Source organism: Cohaesibacter sp. ES.047 (assembly GCF_900215505.1).
Classification (GTDB): Bacteria; Pseudomonadota; Alphaproteobacteria; order Rhizobiales; family Cohaesibacteraceae; genus Cohaesibacter.
The window spans coordinates 749,304-775,438 of sequence record NZ_LT907844.1 but is presented as its reverse complement, the minus strand read 5'-3'; the positions used below and the strand labels follow the sequence as shown (position 1 = coordinate 775,438).

The following is a 26,135-nucleotide window of genomic DNA, read 5'->3' as shown; positions in this document are numbered from 1 at the left end:
TTCAACTTCTAGGGTGAAATTGCAACAGAAAATTGACAGAATTATGCCTCGGAGCAGAAAGCTTGGGACACTCGGTGGGTAAGTGAAGAAATGCGCGATCAGTTCTATCATCTGCATCTGATTTCCGATGCGACCGGCGAGACCTTGCGAGCAGTGAGTCGCGCAGCATCGGCACAATATGCCCACGCACGCATGATCGAACATGTACACTCCGGTATTCGGACTGAGCGCCAGATTTCAGCCATTCTGGAGCAGATTGAGACCGAGCCGGGGATTGTTCTTTACACGCTGGTCAATGCCGATCACGCAACAAGGCTCGAGGAGTCTTGCGCGGCATTGCATGTGCCGGCCTACAATATATTGGCATCTGTTTTTGACCTCTTTCATTCCTATCTCGGATCCCGGCAAAGTCATCAGGTCGCAGCCCAGCACAGCCTCGATGCCAACTACTTTCAGCGGATCGAAGCGCTCAATTACACTATGTATCATGACGATGGTCAGGCGCTGCAGTCTCTCGAGACAGCCGACGTCGTCATTCTGGGCATTTCCAGAACCACCAAGACCCCGACATCACTCTATCTTGCGCAGCGCGGGCTTCGCGTCGCCAACATTCCCATCGTGAGCAATTTCCCCATTCCCAATGAGCTGGAACAGGCGCGACACCCATTGGTGATCGGCCTTGTCGCAAGCCCGCGAAAAATTTTGGAGATCCGCCAGCACCGGCTTCTCGGGCTGCCCGCCGATCAGGAGAGCAGCGATTATCTCAATCGCATGCTGATCAACGAAGAAATCGCCTACACGCGCCGCCTCTGCCAGATCCATCAATGGCCAATTCTGGATGTGACCCGCAAATCCATTGAGGAGACAGCAGCCGAGATCTACAGTCTCTATCAGGACCAACGCCATAAAATGGAACGGCTCAGGCCGGAGTGACCCTGACTGTAACCCGTTGGACAAAATTCAAAGCAGAGGTTCCGTTCGACCCGCAACTCTTTTAAAGGTCGTTACATATAACGAGAGAGACAAACGAGACCATGTATCCGCTAATCCTTGCATCCAAAAGCCAAGCGCGCGCCACCCTTTTAAGCAATGCCGGACTGACGTTCGAGTGTGTTGCCGCTGAAATTGATGAACGTGCCGCAGAACAACCACTCGTCGATACCGGTGGCACGCCTCAAGACATCGCCGAATTGCTCGCAGGTGTGAAGGCCATTGACGTTTCTGATCGCAATCCCGGCTGTCTGGTGATCGGTGCGGATCAGACATTGGGTCTGGGAGATCGCCGCTTCAACAAACCGGCTGATGATGCGGCGGCCCGAAGACAGCTTCTTGATCTTGCTGGCCAAACCCATCAGCTTCATTCCGCAGTCGCTTGTGTGAAGGATGGCATCACCTTGTGGAGTTACGTCTCCAGCGCAACGCTTACCATGCGCGACCTCTCACCCGCAGAAATCGGTCACTATATGGCGCGCGTCGGCGATCAGGTCCGTTCCAGCGTCGGTTGCTATCAGCTTGAGGGTCTTGGAATACAGCTTTTCGAGAAGATCGAAGGCGACTATTTCACCATTCTGGGATTGCCCATGCTGCCGCTTCTGTCCTATTTGCGCGCGCACCAACATCTGGAATTCTGATCCATGCAGCCATCACCACGCAGCCAACAGTCCGATCTGATACACTCTGCCAAGGCATTCGTAATCGGCTGGCCGATTTCCCATTCCAAGTCACCTGCCATCCACAGCCATTGGCTCGAAACCTATGGGCTCATCGGATCCTACGAGAAAATCGCGGTGGAACCCGACAAGCTTGAGAGCTTCATCAAAGGTCTGGCGGATAACGGTTTTGTTGGCGGCAATGTCACCATTCCCCATAAGGAAACGGTGCTTTCCCTTGTGGATGTCGTGCATCCCACGGCCAAGAGGCTCGGAGCTGCCAACACGCTCTGGCTGGAGGACGGCAAGATCCACGCCGATAACACGGACGGCTACGGTTTTCTCGCCAATCTCGATCATGGACATGCGGGCTGGGACAAAAATGCAAAGAGTAAGGCTCTGGTGCTGGGCGCAGGTGGCGCGGCGCGGCCCATCGTCCATGGTCTGATCGAGCGCGGGTTCGAAAAGGTTACGGTTGTGAATCGAACCAGGCAAAGGGCCGAAGCGCTTGCTCTCCACTTCGATGCGCTTGATATGGGAAAGGCCATCACCGTCGCCGATTGGGATGAACGGGAAAGTCTGCTTGAGGATATCGATCTATTGGTCAACACGTCGTCGCTCGGCATGTCCGGCCAGCCATCCCTTGAGCTTGATTTGGCCGCTTTGCCCCGAACGGCTCTTGTCACCGACATTGTCTATACGCCCCTCATCACCGGCTTGTTGGAGACGGCGCGGGACCGCGGCAATCCGATTGTCGATGGCCTTGGCATGTTGCTTCATCAGGCTGTCCCCGGTTTTGAGCGTTGGTTCGGCACTCGGCCGGAGGTCACGGATGACGTGCGCACATTGGTGCTGGGTCAAGATCAGGCATCATCATGATCAGACTAGGATTGACGGGTTCGATCGGTATGGGGAAATCAACAGTGGGTGCCATGTTCGAGGCCCACGGCTGTCCGCTTCATGATGCCGATGCAGCGGTTCACGCGCTTTACCGATCCGCAGCTGTGCCGCTCATTGAAGCTGAATTTCCCGGCACCACCGGCCCTGACGGCGTGGATCGGGCCAAACTCTCCAAGCATGTGATCGGCAAGCCCGAGGCTATGAAGCGGCTGGAAGCCATCATCCACCCGCTGGTGCGCGATCGCGAACTGGCCTTTTATCAACGCGCAGAGGATGCCGGGGCGGACATGGTGCTCATCGACATCCCGCTGTTGTTCGAAACGGGGGCTGAGGATCGATTTGATGCAGTTGTTGTTGTCTCTGCACCTGAAGACGTACAACGCGCCCGTGTGCTTGCCAGAGAAGGCATGACAGAAGAGAAATTTGAGGCCATCAAGGCCAAACAGATCCCCGATGCGGACAAACGGCAAAAAGCGGATTATGTGGTCGACACCGGTCTTCCACTGGAAGAAACCCGGGCGCAGGTGGATGAGATCCTCGATCAGATCAAAAGCCGCTTTGCACAAACGCGCGAATAACCCATACTTTGCAGCAACGACATGGATAGCAAGAATGCGCTGATCCTTGACGAGCGATGCGTGAGAGAAAAGGCAGACCAAGTAAATGGCTTTACGGGAAATCGTGTTTGATACGGAAACCACCGGGCTCGATCCCTTCACCGGGGATCGCGTGGTCGAGATCGGTTGTGTCGAACTGATCAACCATCTTCCAACGCCCAACAATTACCACGTCTATATCAACCCTGAGCGCGATATGCCCGAAGAGGCCTTCAAGGTTCATGGTCTCTCAGAGGAGTTTCTGTCCGACAAGCCCAAATTTGCCGAGATCGCTCAGGATTTTCATGATTTCATCAAGGACACGCCAATCATCGCGCACAACGCGAGCTTTGACGTCAAATTTCTCAATTGGGAACTGGAAAAAGCAGGTTTTGCGAAAATCGACAATGACCTTGTGATTGATACGCTGGCGATGGCCCGCCAGAGATTTCCTGCAGGCCCCAACAGTCTTGATGCCCTGTGCAGTCGCTTCAGTATCGACAGCACCAAGCGAACGCTCCACGGCGCTCTGCTCGATAGTGAGATACTCGCTGACGTTTATCTCGAACTGATTGGCGGTCGCCAGACCAACCTCATGCTTTCGGCCGAGGATCAGGATCTGTCGTCTTCGGGCGAACAGGAGGAATGGTCGAAACGCTATCGCGAGCCTGCCAAACAAAGACCGGCCCCCCTGCCGCTACGCCTGTCAGCAGAGGAGATTGAGCGTCATCAGACGTTTCTGAAAGAAATCAAGGGTGACAGCCTCTGGGCGCGTTATCTGCCTCAGACGGAGCCTGAGGCCACTGGTGAAGACCCATCTTGAACCGGTTTGGGCTATACCAAAGCCATAGGCGCCCTGAATGCAAGGGTGACTGAGTGGATTCACGTGAAACTGGCAACAAAATCGTCCAACCAAGTGAGCAAACAAAAAAAGCCGGTTGATCCCAGATCAACCGGCTTTTGTAATTCTATGTTGAACCGCTTACTGCGTCGGCTGTTTGGCCTGTTCCTGAGCGGCCAATTCCATCATACGCTGACGATAAAGTGCAGAGAAATCAATGGGATCGACGTTCAGTGGAGGGAAACCACCCCGTGCGGTCGCATCAGAGATGATCTGACGGGCGAACGGGAACAGCATGCGTGGGCACTCGATCATGACGAACGGATGCAGCTGTTCCTGCGGAACGTTGGAGATCGAGAAAACGCCGGCATAGAGCAATTCGACGTTGAACATGGTTGTTTCCCCGTCCTTGGCCGTGGCGTTGAGCGTCAGCTCTGCCTCGAATTCGGTCTCGGAAAGCGGGGTCGCATTGACATTGATCTGAACGTTGATTTCCGGAGAATTTTCGCGCGGACGCAGGGAGTCAGGAGCGTTCGGGTTCTCGAAAGATAGATCCTTGGTGTATTGCGCCAGAATGCGCAGGCCGGGCATTTGAAGATCCTGGCCTTCAGCGCTAGCGCCATTTTCTTGTGCGTCGCTCATTAAACTCTTCCCTGATAGCTTGAGTTAAGACAGGTGTGGATTTTTTTAAAACCCCTATTCCCTATGCGCCTAGCATGCTGACGGGATCGAAACAAGGTGAACCCCCCGCAAGGGTCGGCATTTCGCCGATTTTGTTCAGGTTTATGCGACGATTCCGTGGCAGTGTGGGAAAAGGGCCAAAGGCTTACGACTTCTCCCAAGGGGACTTGTCGTCTTTTGGCGCCCCGTTGTCATGGGGGGCATCAGAGGTTAGGGCATCGTGTCTTTGCACTTCGTCGAATTCATCGTCATCAAGATCGATGATCGATGGGTCAGACGGACCGGTGCGCCGACCGGATTGCGAGGCTCCGGGGTTGGCACGATAGGTATGGCTTTCATAATAGGTACCTCCGGTCTGGCCACGCGTGTGCGCGGAAAAACCGGCCTGTCCCTGCATACCGGTCACAATCAGGCGATTCTTGATGCTGTGGAAAATCAGATCCCGAATGGAGGGAACCAGCAAAAGAAAACCGAAGGTGTCGGTCACAAAGCCCGGGGTCAGCAACAAGAGCCCGGCAGCCAGCAGCATGACGCCGTGTGCCAGCTCCTTGCCCGGAATTTTCCCCTGATCCATTTGCGATTGCGCTTTGGCAATCAGGGCGAATCCCTGCTGACGCAAGAGAACGGTTCCGATGAGCGCAGTGAGCACGATTCCAAGAAGGGTCGGCACAACGCCGATTTGTCCACCGACGATGATAAAGACCCCGATTTCCAGAACTGGAACGATCAGAAGCAGGAATGGAACGAAGGGAAAGAGCGATCTATGCATTGAATTTCGGACGACTCCCTAAAAGCCTGTGTTTTTTACGGTTCAGGCTGCTTCATTTCTGGAATTGCAAAGAGCCCTCCCCTACATATAGAAAGAATTATCAGACTTGCAGGTCTTTTCTGCAAAAAACCAAGGATCCAGGGAAAGCCTATGTTCGAATCCTTCGACTTCATTACGATCATCTTCCTCGTTATCGCGGTCGTTCTATTCATGCGGTTGCGCGACGTCTTGGGGACCAGAACGGGTAACGAGCGCGAACCCTATGATCCCTATGCCGATCCGGACAAGACGGAAGGCAACAAGGCACCGACCGCAGACGATGTCGGCGACAATGTGATTTCCCTGCCCGATCGACCCGTCCAGCAGGAAAGCGAAGACGAGAAGGCCAAGCGCCTTGAAAAGATCGCACCCAGTGGATCCAGTCTCAATGCTGCGCTGAGCCAGTTGATGGCACTCGATAAGAATTTTGATCCTGAGGGCTTTATTTCCGGGTCTCGTGTCGCATACGAAATGATTGTCACGGCCTTCGCTCAAGGGGATCGCAAGACGCTCAAGAAGCTCCTTGCTGCCGATGTGTTCGCTGGTTTCAGTCAGGCTCTCGATGAACGCGAAGCGCAGAATCTGCGGGTTGAGTTCACCTTCATCGGTATCAACAAGTCCTCCATCGTCGAGGCAGAAGTGGAAGGCAAGGAAGCCCAGATCACGGTGCGCTTCGTCTCCGCCATCACCTCTTGCACCAAGGATGATGTTGGCCATGTCATCGAAGGCGATCCGAACGCCATCGATGATGTCACCGACATCTGGACTTTCAGTCGCGACATGTCCAGCCGCAACCCGAACTGGAAGTTGGTCGGCACCGAATCAGCGCAATGATAGGTTGGCTGATTCTCTTTGAAGGATAGCGAGTCGGGCGGCCCTTAGGCCCCCGACGACACAAAACTAGGAGCGTTGCAGCTTATGGCAGGTCGCACCAATATCTCTTTTGCTGACCTTGCTGGCTGGACTTCCCACGATCATGAGGCGGCTTTTGCCGCCTTTTGGCATTCTGCCCGCGCCATCGTGACGCGCCCACCCACCATGCGGGCGGGCAGTGCGGCCTCCGAAGATCTGGTCGCTATTGCAAGACTTGCCCTTGAGTGTGAAGGAATGGGCCGTTCAGAGGCGCGCGCCTTCTTCGAGGATCATTTCACGCCGGTCGAGCTGACCGGCCCAGAGCTGTTGACTGGCTATTACGAGCCGGTGTTCGAAGGGCGCAGAAGCGCAAATGCCGCGTTTTCCGTCCCTCTTCATAAAAGGCCATCTGATCTCATCGCCATCAGTGCGGACGAGGCAAGCACCTCAGGCTTCACGCCAGAGACCAGTTTTGCCCGAAAAACCCCCGATGGTCTTCAGCTTCATCTCAGCCGCAAGGACATCATGGCAGGTGGGCTGGATGATGAGGGCCTCGAGCTTGTGTGGCTCAAAAGCGCCATTGACGCCTATATCATCCACATTCAGGGATCGGCCCGGATCATCCTTGAAGATGGCTCCCAATTGCGCGTCGGATTTGACGGCAAATCGGGCCATCCCTATCGCTCTATAGGTAAGATATTGATAGAAAAGGGTGTTTTTACGCCCGACAGCATCAGCATGGACACCCTCATGGAGCATGTCCGATCAAGTGGTGCGGATGGACTGTCCCTGTTGGCGGAGAACCCCTCCTATATTTTCTTCAAGGAAATGCCGCCTCACGAAGATGAAGACAGGGACATGGGTCCCATTGCCGCCGCTGGCAATGCTCTCATCCCGATGCGCAGCATTGCCGTTGATCGGCATGTTCACACCTTTGGCCTTCCCTTCTGGCTTGAAAGCACAATACCGACCGATAGCGAACCCATCCCCTTTCATCAACTGGTCTTTGCCCATGATACCGGATCCGCGATCAAGGGCGCGGCACGGGGCGATCTCTTTACGGGATCTGGCCCGGAAGCGGGACGGCTGGCTGGTCGTTTGAATGCACATGCGCGCTTTGTAGCCCTGATGCCCGATCCGTCAGCCCTGCGCCCTTTGACCGATGGGGGCGAAAATGGCTAGAAAACCGCCTCTCAGTCGCAAGGATCTCAAGCTCTGGCACAAGGTTACCCAGTCCATCACGCCGATGCAGGGCAAGTCGGCCGAACTGAAGGCATTGATTGAGACGATCGAGACCAAACAGGCAAAGCCCGGTGAAAGTGCGCACGATCCGCAGCATCCGGTCCAGCGCAAAAAGGCCAATGCGCAAGAACTCAAGGCTCTGCAGGAACGCGGCATGGCCGGCAGCGACACGAAGCGTGCTTCATCCGCGATGCCCCTCGGAGCGATCGACAGGAAAGAGAAGAAACGCATCGTCAAGGGTCGCAGTGCCATTGATGCGCGTCTGGATCTTCATGGTATGACACAAAGAGAGGCCCATGATTCCCTGTTCGGGTTCCTGCGCTCGTGTCATGCAAAAGGGGCCAAGCATGTGCTCGTGATCACCGGCAAGGGAAGTCGCGGCGACGAGGTGGCCTATTCGATTGGCAGGGAAAAAGGGGTGCTGCGGCGCGTCGTTCCGCAATGGCTGTCAGAGCCTGCAATCCGCTCGATCATCGTCGGTTTCGAAGAGGCACACCCGATCCTTGGGGGCGCCGGAGCCTTGCACATCCGGTTGAGAAAGCGTAACAAATCGTCGGGTTAAGAAAAACTTGGGCTGGTCAGCCCCGGGGAATGGAACAATGACACCCTTTGGTGCAAAACTGAGACGCATGCGCAGAGCGCGCAACATTTCCTTGAAGGAAATGGCCGACCGGCTGGATGTCTCCAGTGCCTATCTGTCCGCTCTCGAGCATGGCAAGCGCGGCAAACCGACCTGGTTTCTTATCCAGCGCATCATCGCCTATTTCAATGTCATCTGGGATGAAGCCGAAGAGCTGCAAAGACTGGCGGAGATTTCGGATCCGAATCCAACCGTTCGAACCGCTGGCCTTGATCCGCGCGCAACCGAACTGGCCAATCTGCTGGCAGAACGTATCGGGCAGTTGTCCGGCGATAGCCTTGATTCCCTTATTCTGCAATTGCGCGCCGCATCCACCCGAGACCGGGCTTTGGGAAGCCCTGATCTCAGGGATCAATTGTAAAAGGCGCGGTTCCCACCGCGCCCTTTTGAGCCTTTGTCCGTGTTAAGGATGCCGTGTTACAGGATATAGCGGCTGAGGTCGGTGTTCTTGGCCAGCTCGCCCACATGCTCCCGCACGAAATCGCCGGTAATCTCAATGACTTCGCCGGGCTTGTCCGGTGCGTCGAACGAGATATCTTCCAGAATCTTCTCCATCACGGTCTGCAAGCGACGCGCACCGATATTCTCGACGGACGCATTCAACTCGACCGCAATATCGGCAATGGTCTCGATTGCATCTTCACTGAACGTAAGCGTCACCTCTTCGGTGGCCATCAGGGCGCAATATTGTTTCGGCAGGTTGGCCTCGGTTTCGATGAGGATGGCGCGGAAATCGTCTTTCGTCAGCGCCCGCAGCTCTACACGAATCGGCAGACGGCCCTGCAGTTCGGGCAGCAGATCGGAGGGTTTGGAGACATGGAAGGCCCCAGACGCGATGAACAGGATATGGTCGGTTTTTACCGGTCCGTATTTGGTGGTCACCGTTGTGCCTTCAATGAGCGGCAAGAGGTCGCGCTGCACGCCCTCACGCGAAACATCCGCCCCGCCCCGTCCTTCACGGGCACAAATCTTGTCAATCTCGTCAAGGAACACGATGCCGTTGTTCTCCACCAGCGAAATCGCCTCCGCCGTGATCTGATCATCATCAAGCAACTTGTCCGATTCTTCCGTGATCAGCAGCTCGTAGGACTCCTTGATGTTGATCTTGCGGGTTTTTGTCCGGCCACCGAAGGCTTTACCGAAGACGTCCGACAGGTTCATCACGCCCATCGACCCTCCGGGCATGCCCGGAATTTCAAAGTTTGACATCGGTGATGAGGTGTCCTTCACCTCGATTTCGATTTCCTTGTCATCGAGCAGACCGTCGCGCAATTTCTTGCGGAAGCTTTCCCGTGTCGCCTGACCCGCACCGGGTCCAACCAGGGCATCAAGAACCCGCTCTTCGGCTGCTCCATGGGCTTTGGCGCGGACCTCTTTGCGTTTTGCCTCACGGGTGAGCAGCAGGCCACTCTCGACGAGATCGCGCACGATCTGGTCCACGTCGCGACCGACATAGCCGACTTCGGTGAATTTGGTTGCCTCGATCTTCATGAAGGGCGCATTGGCCAGCTTGGCCAACCGGCGGGAAATTTCGGTCTTGCCGACACCGGTCGGGCCAATCATCAAAATGTTCTTGGGCAGGATCTCTTCCCTCAGATCGTCATCAAGCTGCTGCCTGCGCCAGCGATTTCTAAGGGCAATTGCCACGGCGCGCTTGGCGTCTTTCTGTCCGACAATGAATCGATCAAGTTCTGACACGATTTCGCGGGGGGAAAAGTTGGTCATGATGAGTTACCTTTCAGGGGAGACAGGCGACATAGAGTGCAGGAAGGTATGGGTTGCAAAGGCGCTGAAGCCCTCGCGGCTGGCTTTTAGGAGCGCATCATGTTTCAGCATCCAGAACTTCCACAGTGATATTGTCATTGGTGTAGACGCAGATCTCGGAGGCGATTGTCATGGCCTTGCGGGCAATTTCCTCGGCACCCATGTCCAGATCAATCAGCGCACGCGCGGCAGCGAGGGCATAGTTGCCACCCGATCCGATGGCGGTGACGCCCTTTTCCGGCTCCAGAACATCGCCATTGCCTGTCAGCACGAGAGAGACATTCTTGTCCGCCACGATCATCATCGCTTCAAGGCGCCTGAGATAGCGATCGGTGCGCCAGTCCTTGGCCATATCGACACAGGCCCGGAGCAATTGATCGGGATATTGTTCCAGTTTGCCTTCAAGCCGTTCAAACAGGGTGAAGGCATCCGCCGTCGCACCGGCAAATCCGGCAATGACATTGCCTTTGCCCAGAGGGCGCACCTTGCGGGCATTGCCCTTGATTACGGTCTGTCCGAGGCTCACCTGGCCGTCGCCGGCGATGACCACCTTGTCGCCCTTGCGGACGGTGACGATGGTGGTCCCGCGCCAACCGGGGAATGCCTGTTGATTGGAGGAAGTTTCTGTCATGTCAAAACCGTTCTTTTGTCGTTGATGCCGCGCCTGTCGATCCTGCGCCCGGACTGCTTTTGTTGAAAAAAGGCAGGCCCTGATGTCCACCAAACCGATGATACCCACTATGTATGCATCGGCGGCGGGAGTTCAATCACTGCAAGGCATTTGGCCGATCCGGGTCTTTGGTGTCTGGAGCCGCCATGTAGCATGCATTTCTTCATAAGGCCGTAACAAAAGCATCAAATTGGGACAATTGGAGCACAAATAGCGCGCCCATGACTATGGATTTGTAAAGACGGCCCTGATACATAGAGGACTGACAGATATATGTGGTAATTTTGAGTGAAGGAACGCACGGATGCGCACGGCCACGATCAATCGCACAACCAACGAGACCGAGATCCAGCTGACCATCAATCTTGATGGCACGGGCGACTATAAAATCGCCACAGGTGTTGGCTTTCTCGATCACATGATTGATCAGCTCTCCCGCCATTCGCTCATCGACATGGAGATCACCGCCAAGGGCGATCTTCACATCGACGCACACCACACCGCCGAAGATGTCGGCATTGCCCTCGGTCAGGCCTTCAAACAGGCTCTGGGCGACAAGAAAGGCATTGGCCGTTATGCCGACGTTCACCTGCCCATGGACGAAACCATGACCCGCGCTGCGGTGGATGTGTCTGGCCGCCCCTTCTTTGTTTGGGACGTGACCTTCACGCGCGACAAGGTGGGCGATTTCGATACGGAATTGTTTGAGGAATTCTTTAACGCCTTTGCGCAGAATGCCGGAATCACGCTGCATATCGCCAATCTCTACGGCACCAACAATCACCATATTGCGGAAAGCTGCTTTAAGGCAGTTGCCCGCGCGTTGCGTCAGGCAGTGGAAATGGACCCCCGGCAGGCCGGTCGCGTACCGTCCACCAAGGGAACTTTGAATGGATAAGCGTCACGTGTCTCATCCTTGCTATGAGGGTGGGCCGTGCTCCGAAGAGCGATCATATGCCTTCCTATACGATCTATGAAAAACCGGGCCTGCCTGTTGAGCAGGCCATCGACAGCGCGGTGATGGTCAAGCAGCAGCATTCGATGCTGGCTTTCTTCCTGCCGGTTGTCTGGATTCTGGTCAAACGACTCTGGATTGTCCTGTTTGCCTATCTCATCATTTCATCGGCGGCGGTCACGCTCGAGACAATCTTGCCGATCTGGGCGAGCATGCTTGTCACTCTGTTGATGAGTCTGTGGATCAGCGTCGAGGCACCCAATCTGATCGGCTGGACATTGCAGCGCAATGGCTATGTCGAAGTGGGGAGCTTGTTCGCTGAAGATCGCGACCATTGCGAAAGACGCTATGTCGAGGCGCGCAGCAAGGATCCGCGCTCTGGCGGTTTGCCGCCAGAGGCAACCCCTCCGGCCCGATCGTCTGCATCAAGAACATCAACTGCACTCAGTGGACTTGGACGATCCGTTGCAGCAGAACCGGTTCTGGGCCTTTTCCCAAGCCCGGCACCGTCCGAGGAGAAAAGATAGATGCGCATTGCGATCATTGATTATGGCTCGGGCAATCTGTGTTCGGCCGCCAAGGCCTTTGAACGCTCTGCAAGAGAGGGTGGTCATACTGCCGAGGTTTTCGTGACCTCCGACCCGGACATCGTGCGCTCTGCCAGCCATGTGGTCCTGCCCGGCGTGGGGGCATATGCCGATTGCCGCGCCGGCCTGGATGCCGTTCCGGGCATGGTCGAAGCACTTGATGAAGCCGTGATCAAGGGCGGCAAGCCATTTCTTGGCATTTGTGTCGGACTTCAGCTGCTTGCCAGCCGTGGTCTGGAACATGGCACAACCGAGGGCCTTGGCTGGATTCCCGGCGATGTGGTTGAACTCAAGCCAAGTGATCCGATATTGAAGATCCCGCACATGGGCTGGAATACGGTGAACGTTCGTGCCGACCATCCGGTGTGGAAGGGCATCCCCACCGGCCCCGATGGTCTTCATGCCTATTTCGTGCATTCCTATCATCTCGAGGCTGCCAATCCCGAGCATGTACTGGCCACTGCCGATTATGCCCAGTCGCTGACCGCCTGTGTCGGGCGCGACAACATCGTCGGCACGCAGTTCCACCCCGAGAAGAGCCAGAAACTGGGTCTTGCGCTGATTTCCAACTTTCTCAACTGGAGACCCTGAATGATCATCTTTCCTGCGATCGACCTCAAGGATGGTCAGTGTGTTCGTCTCAAACTGGGCGATATGGATCAGGCGACCATCTTCAACGATGACCCCGGTGCTCAGGCCCGTGCCTTTCAGGATCAGGGCTTTGAGTGGCTGCATGTGGTTGACCTCAATGGTGCTTTTGCAGGCAAGGCGGAAAACACCGCAGCTGTCGAGAGCATCATCAAGAACACCACCAACCCGATCCAGCTCGGTGGCGGCATCCGAGACATGGCGGGTATCGAACATTGGCTCGATAAGGGCATTTCCCGCGTCATTCTGGGCACTGTCGCCGTGCGTGATCCAGACTTGGTGAAAGCGGCCTGCAAGGCCCATCCGGGCAAGATTGCCGTCGGCATTGATGCCAAGGGCGGCAAGGTTGCGGTGGAAGGCTGGGCGGAAACGTCCGAGTTGACGGCGATTGATCTGGCCAAACAGTTCGAGGATGCGGGCGTCTCGGCCATCATCTTCACCGACATTGACCGTGACGGTATCCTCAAGGGCCTCAATATCCCCTCGACGCTGGAGCTGGCGAACGCGGTGTCTATTCCGGTCATCGCCTCTGGCGGATTGGCATCCATTGACGATGTCAAACGCCTGATTGAGCCTGATTGCACCATTCTGGAAGGCGCGATCACCGGCCGGGCGCTTTATGACGGCCGGCTCGATCCCGCCGAGGCGCTGGCATTGATCGCCGCAGCACAAAAAGGGACAAACTGACATGTTGAAAGCGCGCGTTATTCCCTGTCTGGACGTCAAGGATGGCCGTGTGGTCAAGGGCGTCAACTTCGTCGATCTCAAGGATGCTGGCGATCCGGTCGAGAGCGCCAAGGCCTATGATGCCGCCGGTGCCGATGAGCTCTGCTTTCTCGATATCACCGCAAGCCATGAAAACCGCGATACCATCTTTGATGTCGTGCGCCGGACCGCCGAGGAATGCTTCATGCCGGTGACCGTCGGTGGCGGCATCCGCACCACCGAAAACATCCGCGATCTGCTCAAGGCCGGGGCCGACAAGGTGTCCATCAACACCGCTGCCGTGCTGCGCCGTGAGTTCATCAAGGAAGCGTCCGAGAAGTTCGGCAACCAGTGCATTGTTGCCTCTGTCGATGCCAAACGTGTCTCGGCAGAGGGCGAGCCGCTCAAATGGGAGATCTTCACCCATGGCGGGCGCACGCCGACCGGCATTGATGCCATCGAATATGCCGAGGAAATGGTTGATCTTGGCGCAGGCGAAATCCTCCTCACGTCGATGGATCGCGATGGCACCAAAATTGGTTTCGATATCGAACTGACCCGCAAGATCGCAGATATGGTGTCGGTTCCCGTGATCGCATCCGGCGGTGTCGGAACACTTGATCATCTGGTTGAGGGCGTGCGCGATGGCCACGCCACCGCCGTTCTAGCCGCCTCCATTTTCCACTTTGGCGAATATTCGATCCGCGAAGCCAAGGAACATATGGAGAAGGCCGGCATTGCCATGCGCATGGATGGCTATCACTGAAATCGCACCCACAGATCCCGCCCGGCGCAGATAATGCGCGAGGCGATGCAAGGCAAGGACAGGTCTTTGATGTCTAACTTCACTCTTAGCGATCTCGAAGCCATTATCGAGACCCGCGCCAGTTCCAACGACGAGAAATCCTACACCCGCAAACTGATGGGCAAGGGCGTTGGCAAATGCGCCCAGAAACTGGGTGAGGAAGCCGTAGAAGCCGTCATCGCGGCGATGAAGGGCGACAAGGCCGAGCTCACCAATGAAACCGCAGATCTGCTCTATCACCTGCTCGTGGTGCTCAGGATTTCCGGTGTCAGCCTTGACTCTGTGATGGAGGAATTGGCACATCGGACCGGCCAGACTGGTCTTGAGGAAAAGGCGTCCCGTCCGGCGGAGTGAAACTTACGTGTTTTCACCAACTTATTTCCTAGTTCGCAACTGCACAAAAGCCACTAAGTTTGAGGTCAATCAACTCCGACAGCAGTTGTAAAGAGTACGGTGCCCGCGATTCTGTGACCGGGTCAGCCAAGCGCCTTGGCCATATTGCGCTGCAACAAGGTCAGGGCGACAGAGAAATTTCCGGACAACGAGAATGACGATGCTGCAAGCACCGGATTGTTGATCGGCGAACAGCGGAACTCACCAGGGACCATTAGGCGGTCAATCAATAAAAGAGGGACGGAGATCGCCCCCGAAAGGGAGTTTGATCATCCGGCAGATGCGCATGGAAAATACGGCAAAGCGGCAGCTTTCCCCCTATCGTGCTTTCACGAATGAAGAATGGGCAACGCTTCGAGCAGATACGCCCATGACGCTGACCAGTGCAGAACTTGACCAGATCAAGTCTCTCAACGATCCGATCCAGATGGATGAGGTTGAAGAGATCTATCTGCCGCTTTCGCGCCTCCTCAGCTATTACGTGGAATTCGCCAAGGGTCTGAACATTGCAACCCAGCAATTCCTTGGCACGGACGAGCCCAAAACGCCGTTCATCATCGGGATTGCCGGTTCGGTTTCGGTCGGCAAATCGACGACATCGCGTCTTTTGCAGACACTCCTGTCGCGCTGGCCAGCCAGTCCCAAGGTTGATCTGGTCACCACCGATGGCTTCCTGTTGCCCAATGCGGCGCTTGAGGCTGAGGGCCTGATGCGCCGCAAGGGCTTCCCGGAAAGCTTCGACCGAACGGCTCTGATCGAGTTTCTCACCGACATCAAGGCGGGCAAGAGAAACGTCAAGGCCCCGCTCTACTCCCACTTCTACTACGATGTCATGCCCGACCAGAGCGTTACCATCGATCAGCCGGACATCCTGATTCTGGAGGGCCTCAATGTTCTTCAGACCGGTATTCTGCCCAAGGATGGCAAGGAAATTCCCTTTGTCTCGGACTTCTTTGATTTCTCGATCTATATCGACGCAGATGAGGATCGGCTGCATCGCTGGTACATGCAGCGGTTCAAGCGCCTGCGCGAAACGGCATTCCGTGATCCCGGTTCCTACTTTCATCGCTACTCGATGATCGAAGAAGACGAGGCGCTTCATATCGCAGATGATCTTTGGACCTCGATCAACCTTGTGAACCTGAGGGAAAACATCTTTCCCACTCGCCCGCGCGCGGACCTCGTCCTGCGCAAGGAAGAGGGGCACAAGATCAAGACCGTTATGCTCAGGAAGCTCTAGACCTCGCGGCCTGTATAGTGATTTGCCATAAAAAAAGGCGGCCCTTGTGCCGCCTTTTCGTGTTTAGAAGACCATTTGGTTTCAGAGCAGACCCGCCTGCTCGGCTGCCTGCCGCATGTCATGTTCGGGCCGCGGGCCAATATGCTGGATGACCTCCGCCGCCGCGAAGTTGCCCAATGTGGCGCTGCGCTCCAGGCCCATGTCATGGGTGATGCCATAGAGGAAACCTGCGGCATACAGATCACCGGCACCGGTGGTATCGACCAGTTCGCGCACCTGGCAGGCCGGAACATGGAATGTTTCATTGCCTGAAATCGCCACAGAGCCTTCTGCACCAAGGGTGACGGCTGACAGCTTGGTGTCTGCACGCAGCGCATTGAGGGCGGTGCCCCGGTCGGCCGTCTGGTAGAGCGCCTTGACCTCCGGCTCATTGGCGAAAACGATGTCCACTTGCCCGGTGCGCAAAAGCTCAAGAAACTCGCTGCGGAACCGGTCAACGCAGAAACTGTCTGACAGGGTGATGGAGACCTTTCGCCCCGCTTGGTGCGCCACGCGCGCGGCCTTGCGGAAGGCATTCTTGGCGTTTTCCTTGTCCCAAAGATAGCCTTCCATGTAGGTGATGGCAGACTTGGAGACGATCTCTTCATCGATATCGGCTTCAGTGAGCTCCACGGCAGCACCCAGATAGGTATTCATGGTGCGCTCGCCATCAGGGGAGATGAGGATCATCGAGCGGGCGGTAGGCACGCCCCCGATAAGGGGCGCACATTCGAAATGGGCACCAAGGGACCGCATGTCATGGCCGAAGATCTCACCGAGTTGATCGTCGGCGACCTTGCCAAAGAACGCCGTACTGGCCCCAAGACTGGCAAGGCCGAAAACCGTGTTGCCCGCACTACCGCCCGAGGCTTCGATCGCCGGGCCCATACGGTTGTAGAGATATTCTGCCCGTTCGGTGTCAATCAGGTTCATCGAACCTTTGTGCAGGCCTTCGGCCACCAGAAAATCATCTTCGGTTTTGGCCAGAACATCTACGATCGCGTTGCCAATTCCAAGAACATCAAAGCAGGCTTTAGTCATTTCATTCTCCGGCCGTCAGGGGCAGTTTGGCCCCGAGACCTTGCTGTTAGAAGGAGTTTGAGAGTCGGCGGCAGTATAATGGGGGCTAGAAGCATGGCAACCGGCAAATAGAGGCAGAGGCACTTGCAGTTGCCCTTTTGCCCGCCTATGTCAAACAAGTCCTGAACGAAACCGCCAAACGAGGCTGCAATCCATGCTTTCATCCGCCATTCTGGCGTTCAACCAGCTTTTTACCAAACCCTTCCGCTCTGTCCTCTGGAAGATGCTTGGCATCACCATGCTGCTGCTTGTCCTCGTCTGGATTGGCATGGAATCCGGGATTGGCTATCTTTTGTCCCAGGAAGACTTTCTGCCCGGCTGGGCCGAGACCACGGCGAAGATTGTCACCGGCTTGGGATTCGTCTTCGGTTTGTGGTTTCTGATCATTCCGGTTTCCACCGTCGTTGCAGGGCTTTTCCTCGATGAGGTCAGCCATGTGGTGGAAACCACCCACTATCCCCACGAGCCGCACGGCAAGGATATGTCGATCCCCGATACCGTCGTCCAGACAGCCCGGTTTCTGGGCGTGGTTATCCTCGTCAACCTTGTGGTGCTGCTGCTCATTCCCTTCCTTGGGCTTGGGGTCATCCTGTTCTTTATCGCCAACGGCTATTTGCTGGGGCGGGAATATTTCGAGCAGGCGGCCCTGCGCTATCACACTCGTGCAGAACTGAAAGAGCTGCGCTCACGTCACGGCGCCAAGATCTTTTTCTGTGGCCTTTTGATCGCCTGCTTTATCGCCGTTCCAGTGCTCAACCTTCTGACGCCGCTGTTTGCGACAGCATTCATGGTTCATGTGCGCAAGCGTCTGACGGGATCAACACCGGTCAACACCGACTGACGGGATAGCTGAAGGATTAGATGAAAAAGCCGCCTTCTCGACAAAGGCGGCTTTTTCATGTGAAAGGGGCGACCAGTGGGGCGGTTCAGCCCGAAACTTCACCAGTCATATCGGGCTTTGCAAGCTTGTTCTCGTAAGGATCGAGCACCACAATAGGCGCTGGAACCGAATAGGTCCTGTCCTTGAAACGGCAGAGATCGGCCACGATGCACTGTTTGCAGTCGGGCTTTCGGGCCTTGCAGACATAGCGCCCGTGAAGGATCAGCCAGTGGTGCGAATGGCGGATATAGGGCGCGGGGATGACATGTTCGAGGGCCATCTCCACCTCCTCCACCGTCTTGCCCGGGGCCAGTTCGAGCCGATTGGCGAGCCGGAAAATGTGCGTGTCCACCGCGATCGTCGGCTGACCGAAAAAGATATTGAGCACCACATTGGCCGTCTTGCGACCAACGCCGGGCAAGGCCACCAGCGCATCACGATCATCCGGCACCTCACCGCCATGCGCTTCGATCAGCTTCTGGCTGAGAAGAAAGACATTCTTGGCCTTGTTGCGATAAAGCCCGATGGTCTTGATATAGTCCCGGATGGTGTCTTCCCCGAGTGCGACCATCTTTTCGGGCGTATCAGCGATGGCAAACAGCGGCCCGGTTGCCTTGTTGACGCCGACGTCGGTGGCCTGCGCCGACAGAACCACAGCGACAAGCAAGGTGAAGGCGTTTGTGTAATCAAGTTCGCCGCGCGGATTGGGGCGCTGCTGCTGAAAACGGGCAAACAGGGTCTCGATCTCCTCCTTGGACATCTTGCTCCACTTGCGCCGCCGAACCGGTTTTTTCCGGGTCGTCTTGGCAGTGGCTTTCTTCTTTGCAGCAGGTTTTTTCTCGTCGCTCACCGCTTTGGTCCTTTTCGGTAGGCCATGTCCGAACGCCCCGCTCAGGAAGGGGCCATGAAGTTTATCGGATCTTTGCAGCTTTATCGCAAGACCCGACCGGCCACGCCACCCGAAAAGAAATCTATGGGAAAATACGTAAAATCCGCTACACTGAAGGCATGACGATGCTGCAGCAGGATGCTCTGGCCACGTGTCTGGAGCGAGAACCCTATTTCAATGCCCACCTGCACCCCTATCGATCCTTGGGGCGCACGGGCTTTTACTGGCTCATGGCGCTGGTATTCCTTGCCCTGTTTTTCGTCTCTATTCCTTTTTTCCTGATCGGTGCCTGGCCAATCCTTGGCTTTGCCGGGCTTGATATCCTGATCCTCTATTGGGCCTTTCGCCGCAATTACCGCGATGCGCGGGCACAAGAGCAGGTGTTGATTACGCCTGAGACGGTAGAAATCATCCACCAGTCCGCAGCAGGTGAGCGACACGCAGTTTCTTATAATCCCTACTGGGTGCGGCTTGAGACCAAACATGAAGAGGATAAGGGCATGACAGAACTGGCCCTCACCTCCCATGGGCGCCGCACCGTCATTGGCGCTTTTCTGCATGCGTGCGAGCGGGAAAGCCTTGCAGACGCACTATCCGGCGCGCTTGATCAGGCGCGCAATTTTGCCCGAACGGAGGAAGCGCAAGTTTCGGGTGGCTGATTGCTGCCTTTGGCGCTAGCCTTTCTGAAGAGAAAGGAATCCGCTCATGATCGATAGTCAGACCATTCCGGCGATATCAGACCTCCCTCCCCTGACCGCAGCCGCAATGCGCGCGGACGGTGAAGAGGCGGCACTGAGAGACTATGATGCCATCCGTCGCTCTATCGAATATCTGACCGATCATTGGCGCGACCAGCCCACTCTTGATCGTCTTGCCGATCACATCGGACTGTCGCCGCACCACCTACAGCGCCTCTTCACGCGCTGGACGGGAGGCTTGTCTCCCAAGGGTTTCATTCAGGCGGTGACCCTCGATCATGCCAAGCACTTGCTGGATCAATCCGCCTCCGTAATGGATGCGGCTTTCGAGGTTGGCCTGTCGGGACCGTCGCGGCTGCATGACTTGTTTGTCACCCACGAAGCCGTCACGCCGGGCGTCTACAAGGCCAAGGGCGAAGGCCTCACCATCACTTACGGGTTTCATGCCAGCCCTTTTGGCAACGCGCTCATAATGATAACCCCGCACGGCCTTGCCGGCTTGGCCTTTGCCGATCCGGGCAAGGAAGCAGAAGCCTTTGAAGACATGTCCAGCCGCTGGCCCAGAGCGCACTATCATCCCGACACCGCTGCGACAAAAGCCTATGCACAGCGTATCTTCAACCCTGATAGCTGGCAGGCCGAGCAACCCTTGCGGGTTACACTCATCGGGACGGACTTCGAGATACGCGTTTGGGAGACCTTGCTCAAGATCCCCTTTGCCAACATGACGACCTACGGCGATATCGCCGATCATATCGGCAAGCCCAAGGCTGCTCGCGCCGTCGGCACGGCTGTCGGCAAGAACCCCATTTCCTTTGTCGTGCCCTGCCATAGGGTGGTGGGCAAAAGCGGCTCGATCTGCGGCTATCACTGGGGACTGACGCGCAAACGCGCCATTCTCGGCTGGGAACGCGGCCATGCCGGTCCGGCGACCAGCTGATCACCCTGTCTGTAAACGGGCAACAAAAAAGGGTGACCGAAGCCACCCTTTTCAATCGCATCAAACACACGGCGTTTTCTTACAGGGAAATGATTTCCTTGGAAGCAATCGAGGTGTCTTCGTTGAATTTGTAGACTATCGGAATGCCGGTACCCAGATTGACATCAAGGATTTCTTTCTTGGTCAGACGATCAAGCACCATCACGATGGAGCGCAGGGAGTTTCCGTGCGCAGCGCACAGAACGCTTTTGCCAGCCATCACCTGCGGCAGGATATCGGTGATGAAGTAAGGCAAGGTGCGGGCTGCGGTGTCTTTGAGGCTTTCGCCGCCCGGAGGAGGCACGTCGTAGGACCGGCGCCAGATGTGAACCTGCTCTTCGCCCCACTTTTTGCGGGCGTCGTCCTTGTTGAGGCCAGCCAGATCGCCATAATCACGCTCGTTGAGCGCCAGATCGCGGATGGTTTCAAGGTCGGACTGACCAACGCCATCAAGGATATGCTGACAAGTTTTCTGCGCACGCTGCAGATCGGACGTGAAAGCCACGTCGAATTTCATGCCCAGCTCGTTGAGCTTTTTGCCTGCGGCAATGGCTTCAGAGGTGCCCTGTTCGGTAAGGTCAGGGTCTTTCCAGCCGGTGAAAAGGTTTTTCAGGTTCCAATCGCTCTGGCCATGACGCACCAGCACTAGTGTCCGTTCCATCGGAGTCACTCCTTCATTGCAGTGAAAGCATTTTCCGGCGTTTCCTGCCCGCTCGGGCAGAGGGGAAAACGCCCTGTTTCAATGGTTTGCAGCAGGCCCCGCATTGGTTTGTTTGCGTGACCTGCCTTGATCGAGGTTCAAAACTTCAATTCATGCGGCGACTGGTTTAGCTTAATCCCAGAACGTCCATCATGGTGTAGTAGCCAACGGATTTGTCTTTTGCCCAAAGAGCGGCTTTTACGGCTCCACGGGCAAAAATTGAGCGATCCTGAGCCCTGTGGGTGAGCTCGATACGCTCCCCTTCCCCCGCCAGAATAACGCTGTGCTCGCCAATGACCGAGCCGCCACGCAAGGTGGCAAAGCCGATGGTTCCGCGCTCCCGAGCGCCGGTGATCCCCTCACGGGACATCACCGCATTGTCGTGCAAATCGATTTCGCGCCCGTCAGCCGCCGCCTGCCCGAGAAGCACGGCGGTGCCCGATGGCGCGTCGACTTTGTGTTTGTGATGCATTTCAAGGACTTCGATATCAAAATCCGCATCAAGGGCCTTGGCGGCCTGCTGCACCAGCTTGCCAAGGAGATTGACCCCGAGGCTCATGTTGCCCGACCGGACCATGGTCGAACCGCTGGCTGCGATTTCCTTGAGTTTTTCTTCCTGCTCGGGCGAGAATCCGGTGGTGCCGATGATGTGCACCTTGCCTTTGGCGGCAGTCTTCTCGGCAAAGCCAAGGCTTGCTTCAGGCGCGGTGAAATCAATGAGACCATCAGCGGCATCAAGCGCGGCATCCAAATCGCTCGTCACGGCAACACCAAGAGGTGTCAGACCCGCAAGAGTGCCGGCATCAACACCGATGCTGTCAGCGCCTTCCTTTTCAACGGCAGCGGCCACTGTCACGCCTGATTGTTCGGAAATGGCGGAAACAAGCGCACGGCCCATTCGCCCTTGAGCACCAATCACAACCAATCGCATGTCAGCCATTTCAGTCCACCCGCAGCTTGCATCAAAAAGGTCTGCTATTCCGCACCCTTCTAAGCGGGATACGACTTTAGCGCAAGACCGTAGCGCCCCAAAGCATGGCGGAAATTCACTTTCTGCATGCTAATCTGCCGCTATTTGCACGACTTGAAACAACCTAAACAAGCTGGAGCGGTGATTCGGCGCAAATCTGTTACAGCTTTCGCTCCCAACTTTCCCAAAGGAATGTAAAGCACCATTGCTCTGTGTGGGTTCGAGCCAGCTCGCTACGGATGCTATCTCTAAGCACAGAGGCTTCGGGGAAAAAGTCATGGAATTGAATTTGCAGAAAGCGAATGCGGCGGATCAGATCTGAAACCAACAGGTACTGTAAAAGAGGAAATTCGCCGCCTTCAATATTCAGCTTCACCAGATCGATGTTCTTAATCCCAAGTCTATTGATCTCAGGTCCGATAGCGCGCATCTCGACAAGTTCACCCGTTGAGCGTGTGTCACGAAAAACGCTGGCTCCGTCTCCATCATCGCTTAGCCAAAACTCACCGGTTTGATCTGAAAGCCCATAATTCAGCGGAATGATTTTGTCATTACCCGCAAATCGTTGAACACAGCGTTCAAAATTGTGTTTTGATGGTTCAAACAGATAGACAGTGCAGCCATATTTTGCGTGGATGCTCTGTGCAAAATCGCCAATATACCCGCCGACATCAAAAACTATGCTGTTGTGGTCGAGATCGTAATCCAGCCGTAGGGTTTTGTCCCCTTCGGCTTGACGCCATGCTTTATGGGCAAGCAGAAATGGATCTCTTAGGATGGACCGCTTAAAAATTTTGACTATATTCTCTAGAGTTGATGCCATTGCTAAATCTCATTCGGAATTGTTTTTCTCAATTAATTCGGCCTCATACATTTTTGCAACCCTCAGAAAGCGCGAAAAAGCATAATTGTAAGCCAGCACAATTCCCCAAAAGCCATAAATAAACTGCCTGCGCAGAAAGTACCCTTTCAGAAACGCCAGAGGAAATTCCGTAAGCACGCGCCAGAGAGAGATTTTTCGTCCCCTTTTCAACATGTCATCTCTTTGCATGCTAGAAATGCGGTTCATTTTCTCAACCGAAATGCTCAGCGAACGCATCGAGCGATGATTGACCTTGCCCTTGAGGGTTTGAATGCGTGCATCCGGCAGAGGACGCACCGTGTCATGCACGCTTGAATCGGAAAAGCGGCCTTTGTGGCGGTCATAAAGCCGGTATTGCCAATAACCATAACCCCAGCTCTTGGCGTGGGCCTCATGCGGGAAAATGTCGAGGATTTCGAATTTGCAAATATCGGTGTCGGGCAAAGGATCAAAAAGAGCGACGATTTCATCACGCAGGGTGTGGGTGATCTCTTCGTCTGCATCGATGTTCAAAAGCCAGTCGTTCCGGCAAAGATCCTCCGCATGGCGCTTCTGCTCGCCATAGCCCGGCCAGTCGTTGTGCGAGACGTTGGCACCCGCAGCCGCAGCAATCTCGCAGGTTCTGTCCGTCGAGCCTGAATCGACCACGATCACCTCGTCCACCCAGTCAACGACGCTGCGGATGGCGGTTGCGATCCGGTCTTCTTCATTGAACGTGATGATGAAAGCAGACACAGGCAGCTTGCGGCGGGATGAAGTCATGGTGCGACCACTGGTTCGGGTTCTGGGAGACGCATGGCGTCCGTCTGGTCAATCGGTTCGCGTGTTTTAAAGGCCGTCAGCCCCAAAAATCCCTCTAGGCATATACCACCCATGGGAGAGATTCAAATGCTATCAAGCTTGCGGAAACGGCTCGTCCCTGCGATAAGCAAAAGAGAACAGGACAACACTGAATGAAAAGGCAGGATCAAAGCGTGACATCAGTCCCTGAACCCCGAAAAGCAACGTCGCTTGCGAGCGTGCTGGGGTATCTGTTGATCATGAATGATCGGAAATGGTTGCCGATCAAAGGGCCCAGCGACAACAAGATCGCGATTTGTTTCGATGCCTTGATGGCCAGCCCGATGGTCAAGAAACCAAAAGCTTTGGCTCTGGGTGATCGCAGCGATGGCATGGGGGCCCAGCTGCATGGCCAGTTGTCTATTTTGGCTTTGGCGCGGATGCATGGCATCAACTATGCCCACAGGGACATTACCAGCGCTGAACATACCTCTGGCCCCGATGAGATCGCGGCCTGGAATGCGGCTTTCAATTTTGCGGCTGCCTCCGACGGCGACTTCTCCGATGAGGATCGCGTTGTTTCGATGCGGGACTTTGTTCACTGGCCATTTGGCCGCAACAAAGAGGCGATCGTCACCAGTCCTCATGTGCATCGAGCCGTAGAAAGCCACGCCAATGCCTACAAGGCCATTTGTGAAGGTCTTCGGGACAATGTGACAATTGGCAAGCCCGAGAGCGCGTTTCCCGATGTCCCATTGCGCATTGCGGTCCATGTCCGGCGCGGTGATGTGCAGGAAGGCGAGAATTCCAAGCGCTTCACGACACTTGGGGTGACAGATCAAACAATTTCGGACCTGACGGCCTGCCTTGAAAGGCAGAATCTGCCCTTCGAGCTGGAGCTGCATTCCCAAGGTACGGAAGAAGAGTTCAGGCCGTTACTCGATAAACATGCCATGGCTCTTTATCTCAACACAGACCCCCTTAAAACCATGGCCCGGCTCATTCAGGCCGACATTCTGATCACGGCAAAAAGCTCTTTCTCGCAGATTGCTGCGATGATGTCGGGTGGACATGTCATCCACCAGAAATTCTGGCACAATCCCCTGCCCGGCAGGCTCAATGCCGCAGCGGACGGGGCGCTGGACAGCGAGGATCTCAACCGGCTGGCTCATGCGCTCAAGGCGCGCCAATCCCGAACCGGCCAACTCTAGTCAACAGCCCATGCGCCATCTTCATTTCTCTTCCCTTCACGCCTCCGAGGCCCTGTTCCGCCAGACCCCGAACAACGATGGTCAGTGGCAGGATCTTCGGGTGACATTGGAGGACCCTGATCAGACGGCTGACTGGCTGGTGGTCTATGACCGCCATAGCGAACCGCTCAACACTTGCGTGCCGGTTGAACGGCGCATCCTGATGGTGTCCGAGCCGCCGGAATTTCAGGCCTATCCCAAGGCTTATCTCGATCAGTTCGGGATCTTGCTCTCGCCTTATCCCATTCCCGCCTTCAAGGGCCGCCAGATCATCGGTCACACGGCGTTGCCCTGGTTCTATGGCATGAATGTCGGTGGCGGCGGCGAGCAGTTTGTCAGAAAGCTCTGGCCTGACCTGATTGGGCCAACCCCGCCTATGGAAAATAGGCCGCTGGAACTCACCGCCGTCTGCTCCACGAAAACCCAGACCAAAAATCAGGTTCGGCGCCTGCGCTTCCTTGACATTCTTAAAGACATGCTGGGCGATCGCCTGACGATCTACGGTCGTGGGTTCGAGCGTCTTGATGACAAGGCGGACGTAATCAACAAGTCCCGCTATCATCTGGCCCTTGAAAACAATCTTGCCGCCCATGGCTGGACCGAAAAGACCGCCGACCCGATTCTTGGCGGTGCTTTCCTGATCCACGGTGGTTCGGCGGCGATCAAGGCGGACTTTGATGAGGATGGCCTGCTGTTTATCGATCTGTGTCGTCCACACGAAGCCGCTCAGAAGGTCAAGGCCTGCCTTGATGCCGATCCCGCAGCAACAGACAAGGCAAAAGTCGCCATGGCTGCCAACAAGGCCTGGCTGATGGAGGAGCACAATCTGTTTGCCCTGCTGAATCGGCATGTGGAAGCGCTTGCGCCCGAACGGGATGCAAGCCCGCAGCTCGAGCAGCCAGAGCCAGTTAAATGGTATGGGAAATCGGCTGCGAAACGATTGTTCAAATTGCCGCGACCGCTCCGCCGAGCATTCTGGAAAGCCAGCATCAATCTGTTTGAGCGTACCTGAACCCGTGCGCGCCGTATCAA

Annotated in this window: 32 protein-coding genes; 22 read left to right on the top strand and 10 right to left on the bottom strand. The window is 55.8% G+C overall.

Going from position 1 to position 26,135, the window contains the following annotated elements:
* Window positions 1-90 precede the first annotated feature (90 nt).
* The 5 genes from CPH65_RS03445 (at window position 91) to dnaQ (ending at window position 3,968) form a co-directional block, all read left to right on the top strand.
* A complete protein-coding gene (locus tag CPH65_RS03445) occupies window positions 91-933 on the top strand; it encodes a pyruvate, water dikinase regulatory protein (RefSeq protein WP_096172138.1) in 843 nt (280 codons plus the stop codon).
* Between the two features lie 101 nt (window positions 934-1,034).
* Window positions 1,035-1,631, top strand: a complete 597-nt coding sequence (locus CPH65_RS03440; RefSeq protein ID WP_096172137.1) for a Maf-like protein — start codon at window positions 1,035-1,037, stop codon at window positions 1,629-1,631.
* A 3-nt stretch (window positions 1,632-1,634) separates the two neighbouring features.
* Entirely contained in the window at window positions 1,635-2,528 is an 894-nt protein-coding gene (locus CPH65_RS03435) for a shikimate dehydrogenase (protein ID WP_096172136.1), read from the top strand.
* A complete protein-coding gene (gene coaE, locus CPH65_RS03430; protein ID WP_096172135.1) occupies window positions 2,525-3,127 on the top strand; it encodes a dephospho-CoA kinase in 603 nt (200 codons plus the stop codon). The genes CPH65_RS03435 and coaE overlap by 4 nt, the downstream gene beginning before the upstream one ends.
* A gap of 85 nt (window positions 3,128-3,212) precedes the next feature.
* The gene (gene dnaQ, locus CPH65_RS03425) at window positions 3,213-3,968 is read left to right on the top strand and encodes a DNA polymerase III subunit epsilon (RefSeq protein ID WP_096172134.1); all 756 of its coding nucleotides are present in this window, start codon (window positions 3,213-3,215) and stop codon (window positions 3,966-3,968) included.
* A gap of 159 nt (window positions 3,969-4,127) precedes the next feature.
* Here the strand turns inward: dnaQ and secB are convergent, their stop codons facing one another.
* Together secB and CPH65_RS03415 are read right to left on the bottom strand one after the other, a co-directional pair.
* Window positions 4,128-4,628, bottom strand: coding sequence for a protein-export chaperone SecB (secB, locus tag CPH65_RS03420; RefSeq protein WP_096172133.1), 501 nt, complete (start codon window positions 4,626-4,628; stop codon window positions 4,128-4,130).
* 184 nt (window positions 4,629-4,812) lie between these two features.
* Entirely contained in the window at window positions 4,813-5,436 is a 624-nt protein-coding gene (locus CPH65_RS03415; RefSeq protein WP_197703951.1) for an FxsA family protein, read from the bottom strand.
* Window positions 5,437-5,586: 150 nt separating this feature from the next.
* Here CPH65_RS03415 and CPH65_RS03410 point away from each other — a divergent pair, with 150 nt between their 5' ends.
* From CPH65_RS03410 to CPH65_RS03395, 4 genes are all read left to right on the top strand, one after another.
* The gene (locus CPH65_RS03410) at window positions 5,587-6,309 is read left to right on the top strand and encodes a Tim44/TimA family putative adaptor protein (protein WP_096172132.1); all 723 of its coding nucleotides are present in this window, start codon (window positions 5,587-5,589) and stop codon (window positions 6,307-6,309) included.
* An 84-nt stretch (window positions 6,310-6,393) separates the two neighbouring features.
* Window positions 6,394-7,509 carry a murein transglycosylase A gene (locus CPH65_RS03405; RefSeq protein ID WP_096172131.1) on the top strand — a complete coding sequence of 372 codons (1,116 nt, stop codon included), beginning with the start codon at window positions 6,394-6,396 and terminating at the stop codon, window positions 7,507-7,509.
* Window positions 7,502-8,131 (top strand): Smr/MutS family protein, encoded by a 630-nt coding sequence (locus tag CPH65_RS03400; RefSeq protein ID WP_157747480.1) that lies wholly within the window; start codon window positions 7,502-7,504, stop codon window positions 8,129-8,131. Before CPH65_RS03405 ends, CPH65_RS03400 begins: the two co-directional genes overlap by 8 nt.
* Window positions 8,132-8,168: 37 nt before the next feature.
* Window positions 8,169-8,570 (top strand): helix-turn-helix domain-containing protein, encoded by a 402-nt coding sequence (locus CPH65_RS03395; RefSeq protein ID WP_096172129.1) that lies wholly within the window; start codon window positions 8,169-8,171, stop codon window positions 8,568-8,570.
* Window positions 8,571-8,626: 56 nt separating this feature from the next.
* Here CPH65_RS03395 and hslU read toward each other — a convergent pair whose 3' ends face one another.
* Both hslU and hslV read right to left on the bottom strand, forming a co-directional pair.
* A complete protein-coding gene (gene hslU / locus CPH65_RS03390) occupies window positions 8,627-9,934 on the bottom strand; it encodes an ATP-dependent protease ATPase subunit HslU (RefSeq protein ID WP_096172128.1) in 1,308 nt (435 codons plus the stop codon).
* Window positions 9,935-10,031: 97 nt separating this feature from the next.
* Complete coding sequence (gene hslV, locus CPH65_RS03385; RefSeq protein WP_096176210.1) at window positions 10,032-10,604, bottom strand: ATP-dependent protease subunit HslV; 573 nt, start codon at window positions 10,602-10,604, stop codon at window positions 10,032-10,034.
* 343 nt (window positions 10,605-10,947) lie between these two features.
* On the opposite strand from hslV, the gene hisB reads away from it, so the two are divergent.
* The 7 genes from hisB to coaA all read left to right on the top strand — a co-directional run bounded on the left by hisB (window position 10,948) and on the right by coaA (window position 15,976).
* Entirely contained in the window at window positions 10,948-11,541 is a 594-nt protein-coding gene (gene hisB, locus CPH65_RS03380) for an imidazoleglycerol-phosphate dehydratase HisB (protein ID WP_096172127.1), read from the top strand.
* Between the two features lie 56 nt (window positions 11,542-11,597).
* Window positions 11,598-12,125 (top strand): DUF2628 domain-containing protein, encoded by a 528-nt coding sequence (locus tag CPH65_RS03375; protein WP_157747479.1) that lies wholly within the window; start codon window positions 11,598-11,600, stop codon window positions 12,123-12,125.
* Entirely contained in the window at window positions 12,126-12,776 is a 651-nt protein-coding gene (hisH, locus tag CPH65_RS03370) for an imidazole glycerol phosphate synthase subunit HisH (protein ID WP_096172125.1), read from the top strand.
* A complete protein-coding gene (gene hisA / locus CPH65_RS03365; protein ID WP_096172124.1) occupies window positions 12,777-13,520 on the top strand; it encodes a 1-(5-phosphoribosyl)-5-[(5-phosphoribosylamino)methylideneamino]imidazole-4-carboxamide isomerase in 744 nt (247 codons plus the stop codon).
* 1 nt (window position 13,521) lies between these two features.
* The gene (hisF, locus tag CPH65_RS03360) at window positions 13,522-14,304 is read left to right on the top strand and encodes an imidazole glycerol phosphate synthase subunit HisF (RefSeq protein ID WP_096172123.1); all 783 of its coding nucleotides are present in this window, start codon (window positions 13,522-13,524) and stop codon (window positions 14,302-14,304) included.
* A 69-nt stretch (window positions 14,305-14,373) separates the two neighbouring features.
* A complete protein-coding gene (locus tag CPH65_RS03355) occupies window positions 14,374-14,697 on the top strand; it encodes a phosphoribosyl-ATP diphosphatase (RefSeq protein ID WP_096176209.1) in 324 nt (107 codons plus the stop codon).
* Between the two features lie 325 nt (window positions 14,698-15,022).
* A complete protein-coding gene (coaA, locus tag CPH65_RS03350) occupies window positions 15,023-15,976 on the top strand; it encodes a type I pantothenate kinase (RefSeq protein ID WP_096176208.1) in 954 nt (317 codons plus the stop codon).
* Between the two features lie 81 nt (window positions 15,977-16,057).
* Here the strand turns inward: coaA and CPH65_RS03345 are convergent, their stop codons facing one another.
* The gene (locus CPH65_RS03345; protein ID WP_096172122.1) at window positions 16,058-17,056 is read right to left on the bottom strand and encodes an adenosine kinase; all 999 of its coding nucleotides are present in this window, start codon (window positions 17,054-17,056) and stop codon (window positions 16,058-16,060) included.
* Window positions 17,057-17,249: 193 nt separating this feature from the next.
* On the opposite strand from CPH65_RS03345, the gene CPH65_RS03340 reads away from it, so the two are divergent.
* On the top strand, window positions 17,250-17,936 hold the full coding sequence (locus tag CPH65_RS03340) for a sulfate transporter family protein (protein ID WP_096172121.1): 687 nt from the start codon (window positions 17,250-17,252) through the stop codon (window positions 17,934-17,936).
* An 85-nt stretch (window positions 17,937-18,021) separates the two neighbouring features.
* On the opposite strand, the gene nth is transcribed toward CPH65_RS03340, so the two are convergent.
* On the bottom strand, window positions 18,022-18,825 hold the full coding sequence (gene nth / locus CPH65_RS03335) for an endonuclease III (protein ID WP_244574531.1): 804 nt from the start codon (window positions 18,823-18,825) through the stop codon (window positions 18,022-18,024).
* A 164-nt stretch (window positions 18,826-18,989) separates the two neighbouring features.
* Here nth and CPH65_RS03330 point away from each other — a divergent pair, with 164 nt between their 5' ends.
* Together CPH65_RS03330 and CPH65_RS03325 are read left to right on the top strand one after the other, a co-directional pair.
* Complete coding sequence (locus CPH65_RS03330; protein WP_157747478.1) at window positions 18,990-19,523, top strand: DUF2244 domain-containing protein; 534 nt, start codon at window positions 18,990-18,992, stop codon at window positions 19,521-19,523.
* 106 nt (window positions 19,524-19,629) lie between these two features.
* A complete protein-coding gene (locus CPH65_RS03325) occupies window positions 19,630-20,502 on the top strand; it encodes a bifunctional helix-turn-helix domain-containing protein/methylated-DNA--[protein]-cysteine S-methyltransferase (RefSeq protein WP_096176206.1) in 873 nt (290 codons plus the stop codon).
* A gap of 79 nt (window positions 20,503-20,581) precedes the next feature.
* Here CPH65_RS03325 and CPH65_RS03320 read toward each other — a convergent pair whose 3' ends face one another.
* From CPH65_RS03320 to CPH65_RS03305, 4 genes are all read right to left on the bottom strand, one after another.
* Entirely contained in the window at window positions 20,582-21,202 is a 621-nt protein-coding gene (locus CPH65_RS03320) for a 2,3-bisphosphoglycerate-dependent phosphoglycerate mutase (RefSeq protein WP_096172119.1), read from the bottom strand.
* A gap of 166 nt (window positions 21,203-21,368) precedes the next feature.
* On the bottom strand, window positions 21,369-22,181 hold the full coding sequence (dapB, locus tag CPH65_RS03315) for a 4-hydroxy-tetrahydrodipicolinate reductase (RefSeq protein ID WP_096172118.1): 813 nt from the start codon (window positions 22,179-22,181) through the stop codon (window positions 21,369-21,371).
* Between the two features lie 190 nt (window positions 22,182-22,371).
* On the bottom strand, window positions 22,372-23,034 hold the full coding sequence (locus CPH65_RS03310) for an FkbM family methyltransferase (protein WP_096172117.1): 663 nt from the start codon (window positions 23,032-23,034) through the stop codon (window positions 22,372-22,374).
* A gap of 9 nt (window positions 23,035-23,043) precedes the next feature.
* The gene (locus tag CPH65_RS03305; protein ID WP_244574611.1) at window positions 23,044-23,757 is read right to left on the bottom strand and encodes a glycosyltransferase family 2 protein; all 714 of its coding nucleotides are present in this window, start codon (window positions 23,755-23,757) and stop codon (window positions 23,044-23,046) included.
* On the opposite strand from CPH65_RS03305, the gene CPH65_RS24430 reads away from it, so the two are divergent.
* The 3 genes from CPH65_RS24430 (at window position 23,663) to CPH65_RS03295 (ending at window position 26,115) form a co-directional block, all read left to right on the top strand.
* A complete protein-coding gene (locus tag CPH65_RS24430) occupies window positions 23,663-23,905 on the top strand; it encodes a hypothetical protein (protein WP_244574684.1) in 243 nt (80 codons plus the stop codon). The genes CPH65_RS03305 and CPH65_RS24430 overlap by 95 nt on opposite strands.
* A 121-nt stretch (window positions 23,906-24,026) precedes the next feature.
* Window positions 24,027-25,064, top strand: a complete 1,038-nt coding sequence (locus CPH65_RS03300) for a hypothetical protein (RefSeq protein WP_096172115.1) — start codon at window positions 24,027-24,029, stop codon at window positions 25,062-25,064.
* Window positions 24,973-26,115 (top strand): hypothetical protein, encoded by a 1,143-nt coding sequence (locus CPH65_RS03295; RefSeq protein WP_172891446.1) that lies wholly within the window; start codon window positions 24,973-24,975, stop codon window positions 26,113-26,115. The genes CPH65_RS03300 and CPH65_RS03295 overlap by 92 nt, the downstream gene beginning before the upstream one ends.
* Window positions 26,116-26,135 lie beyond the last annotated feature (20 nt).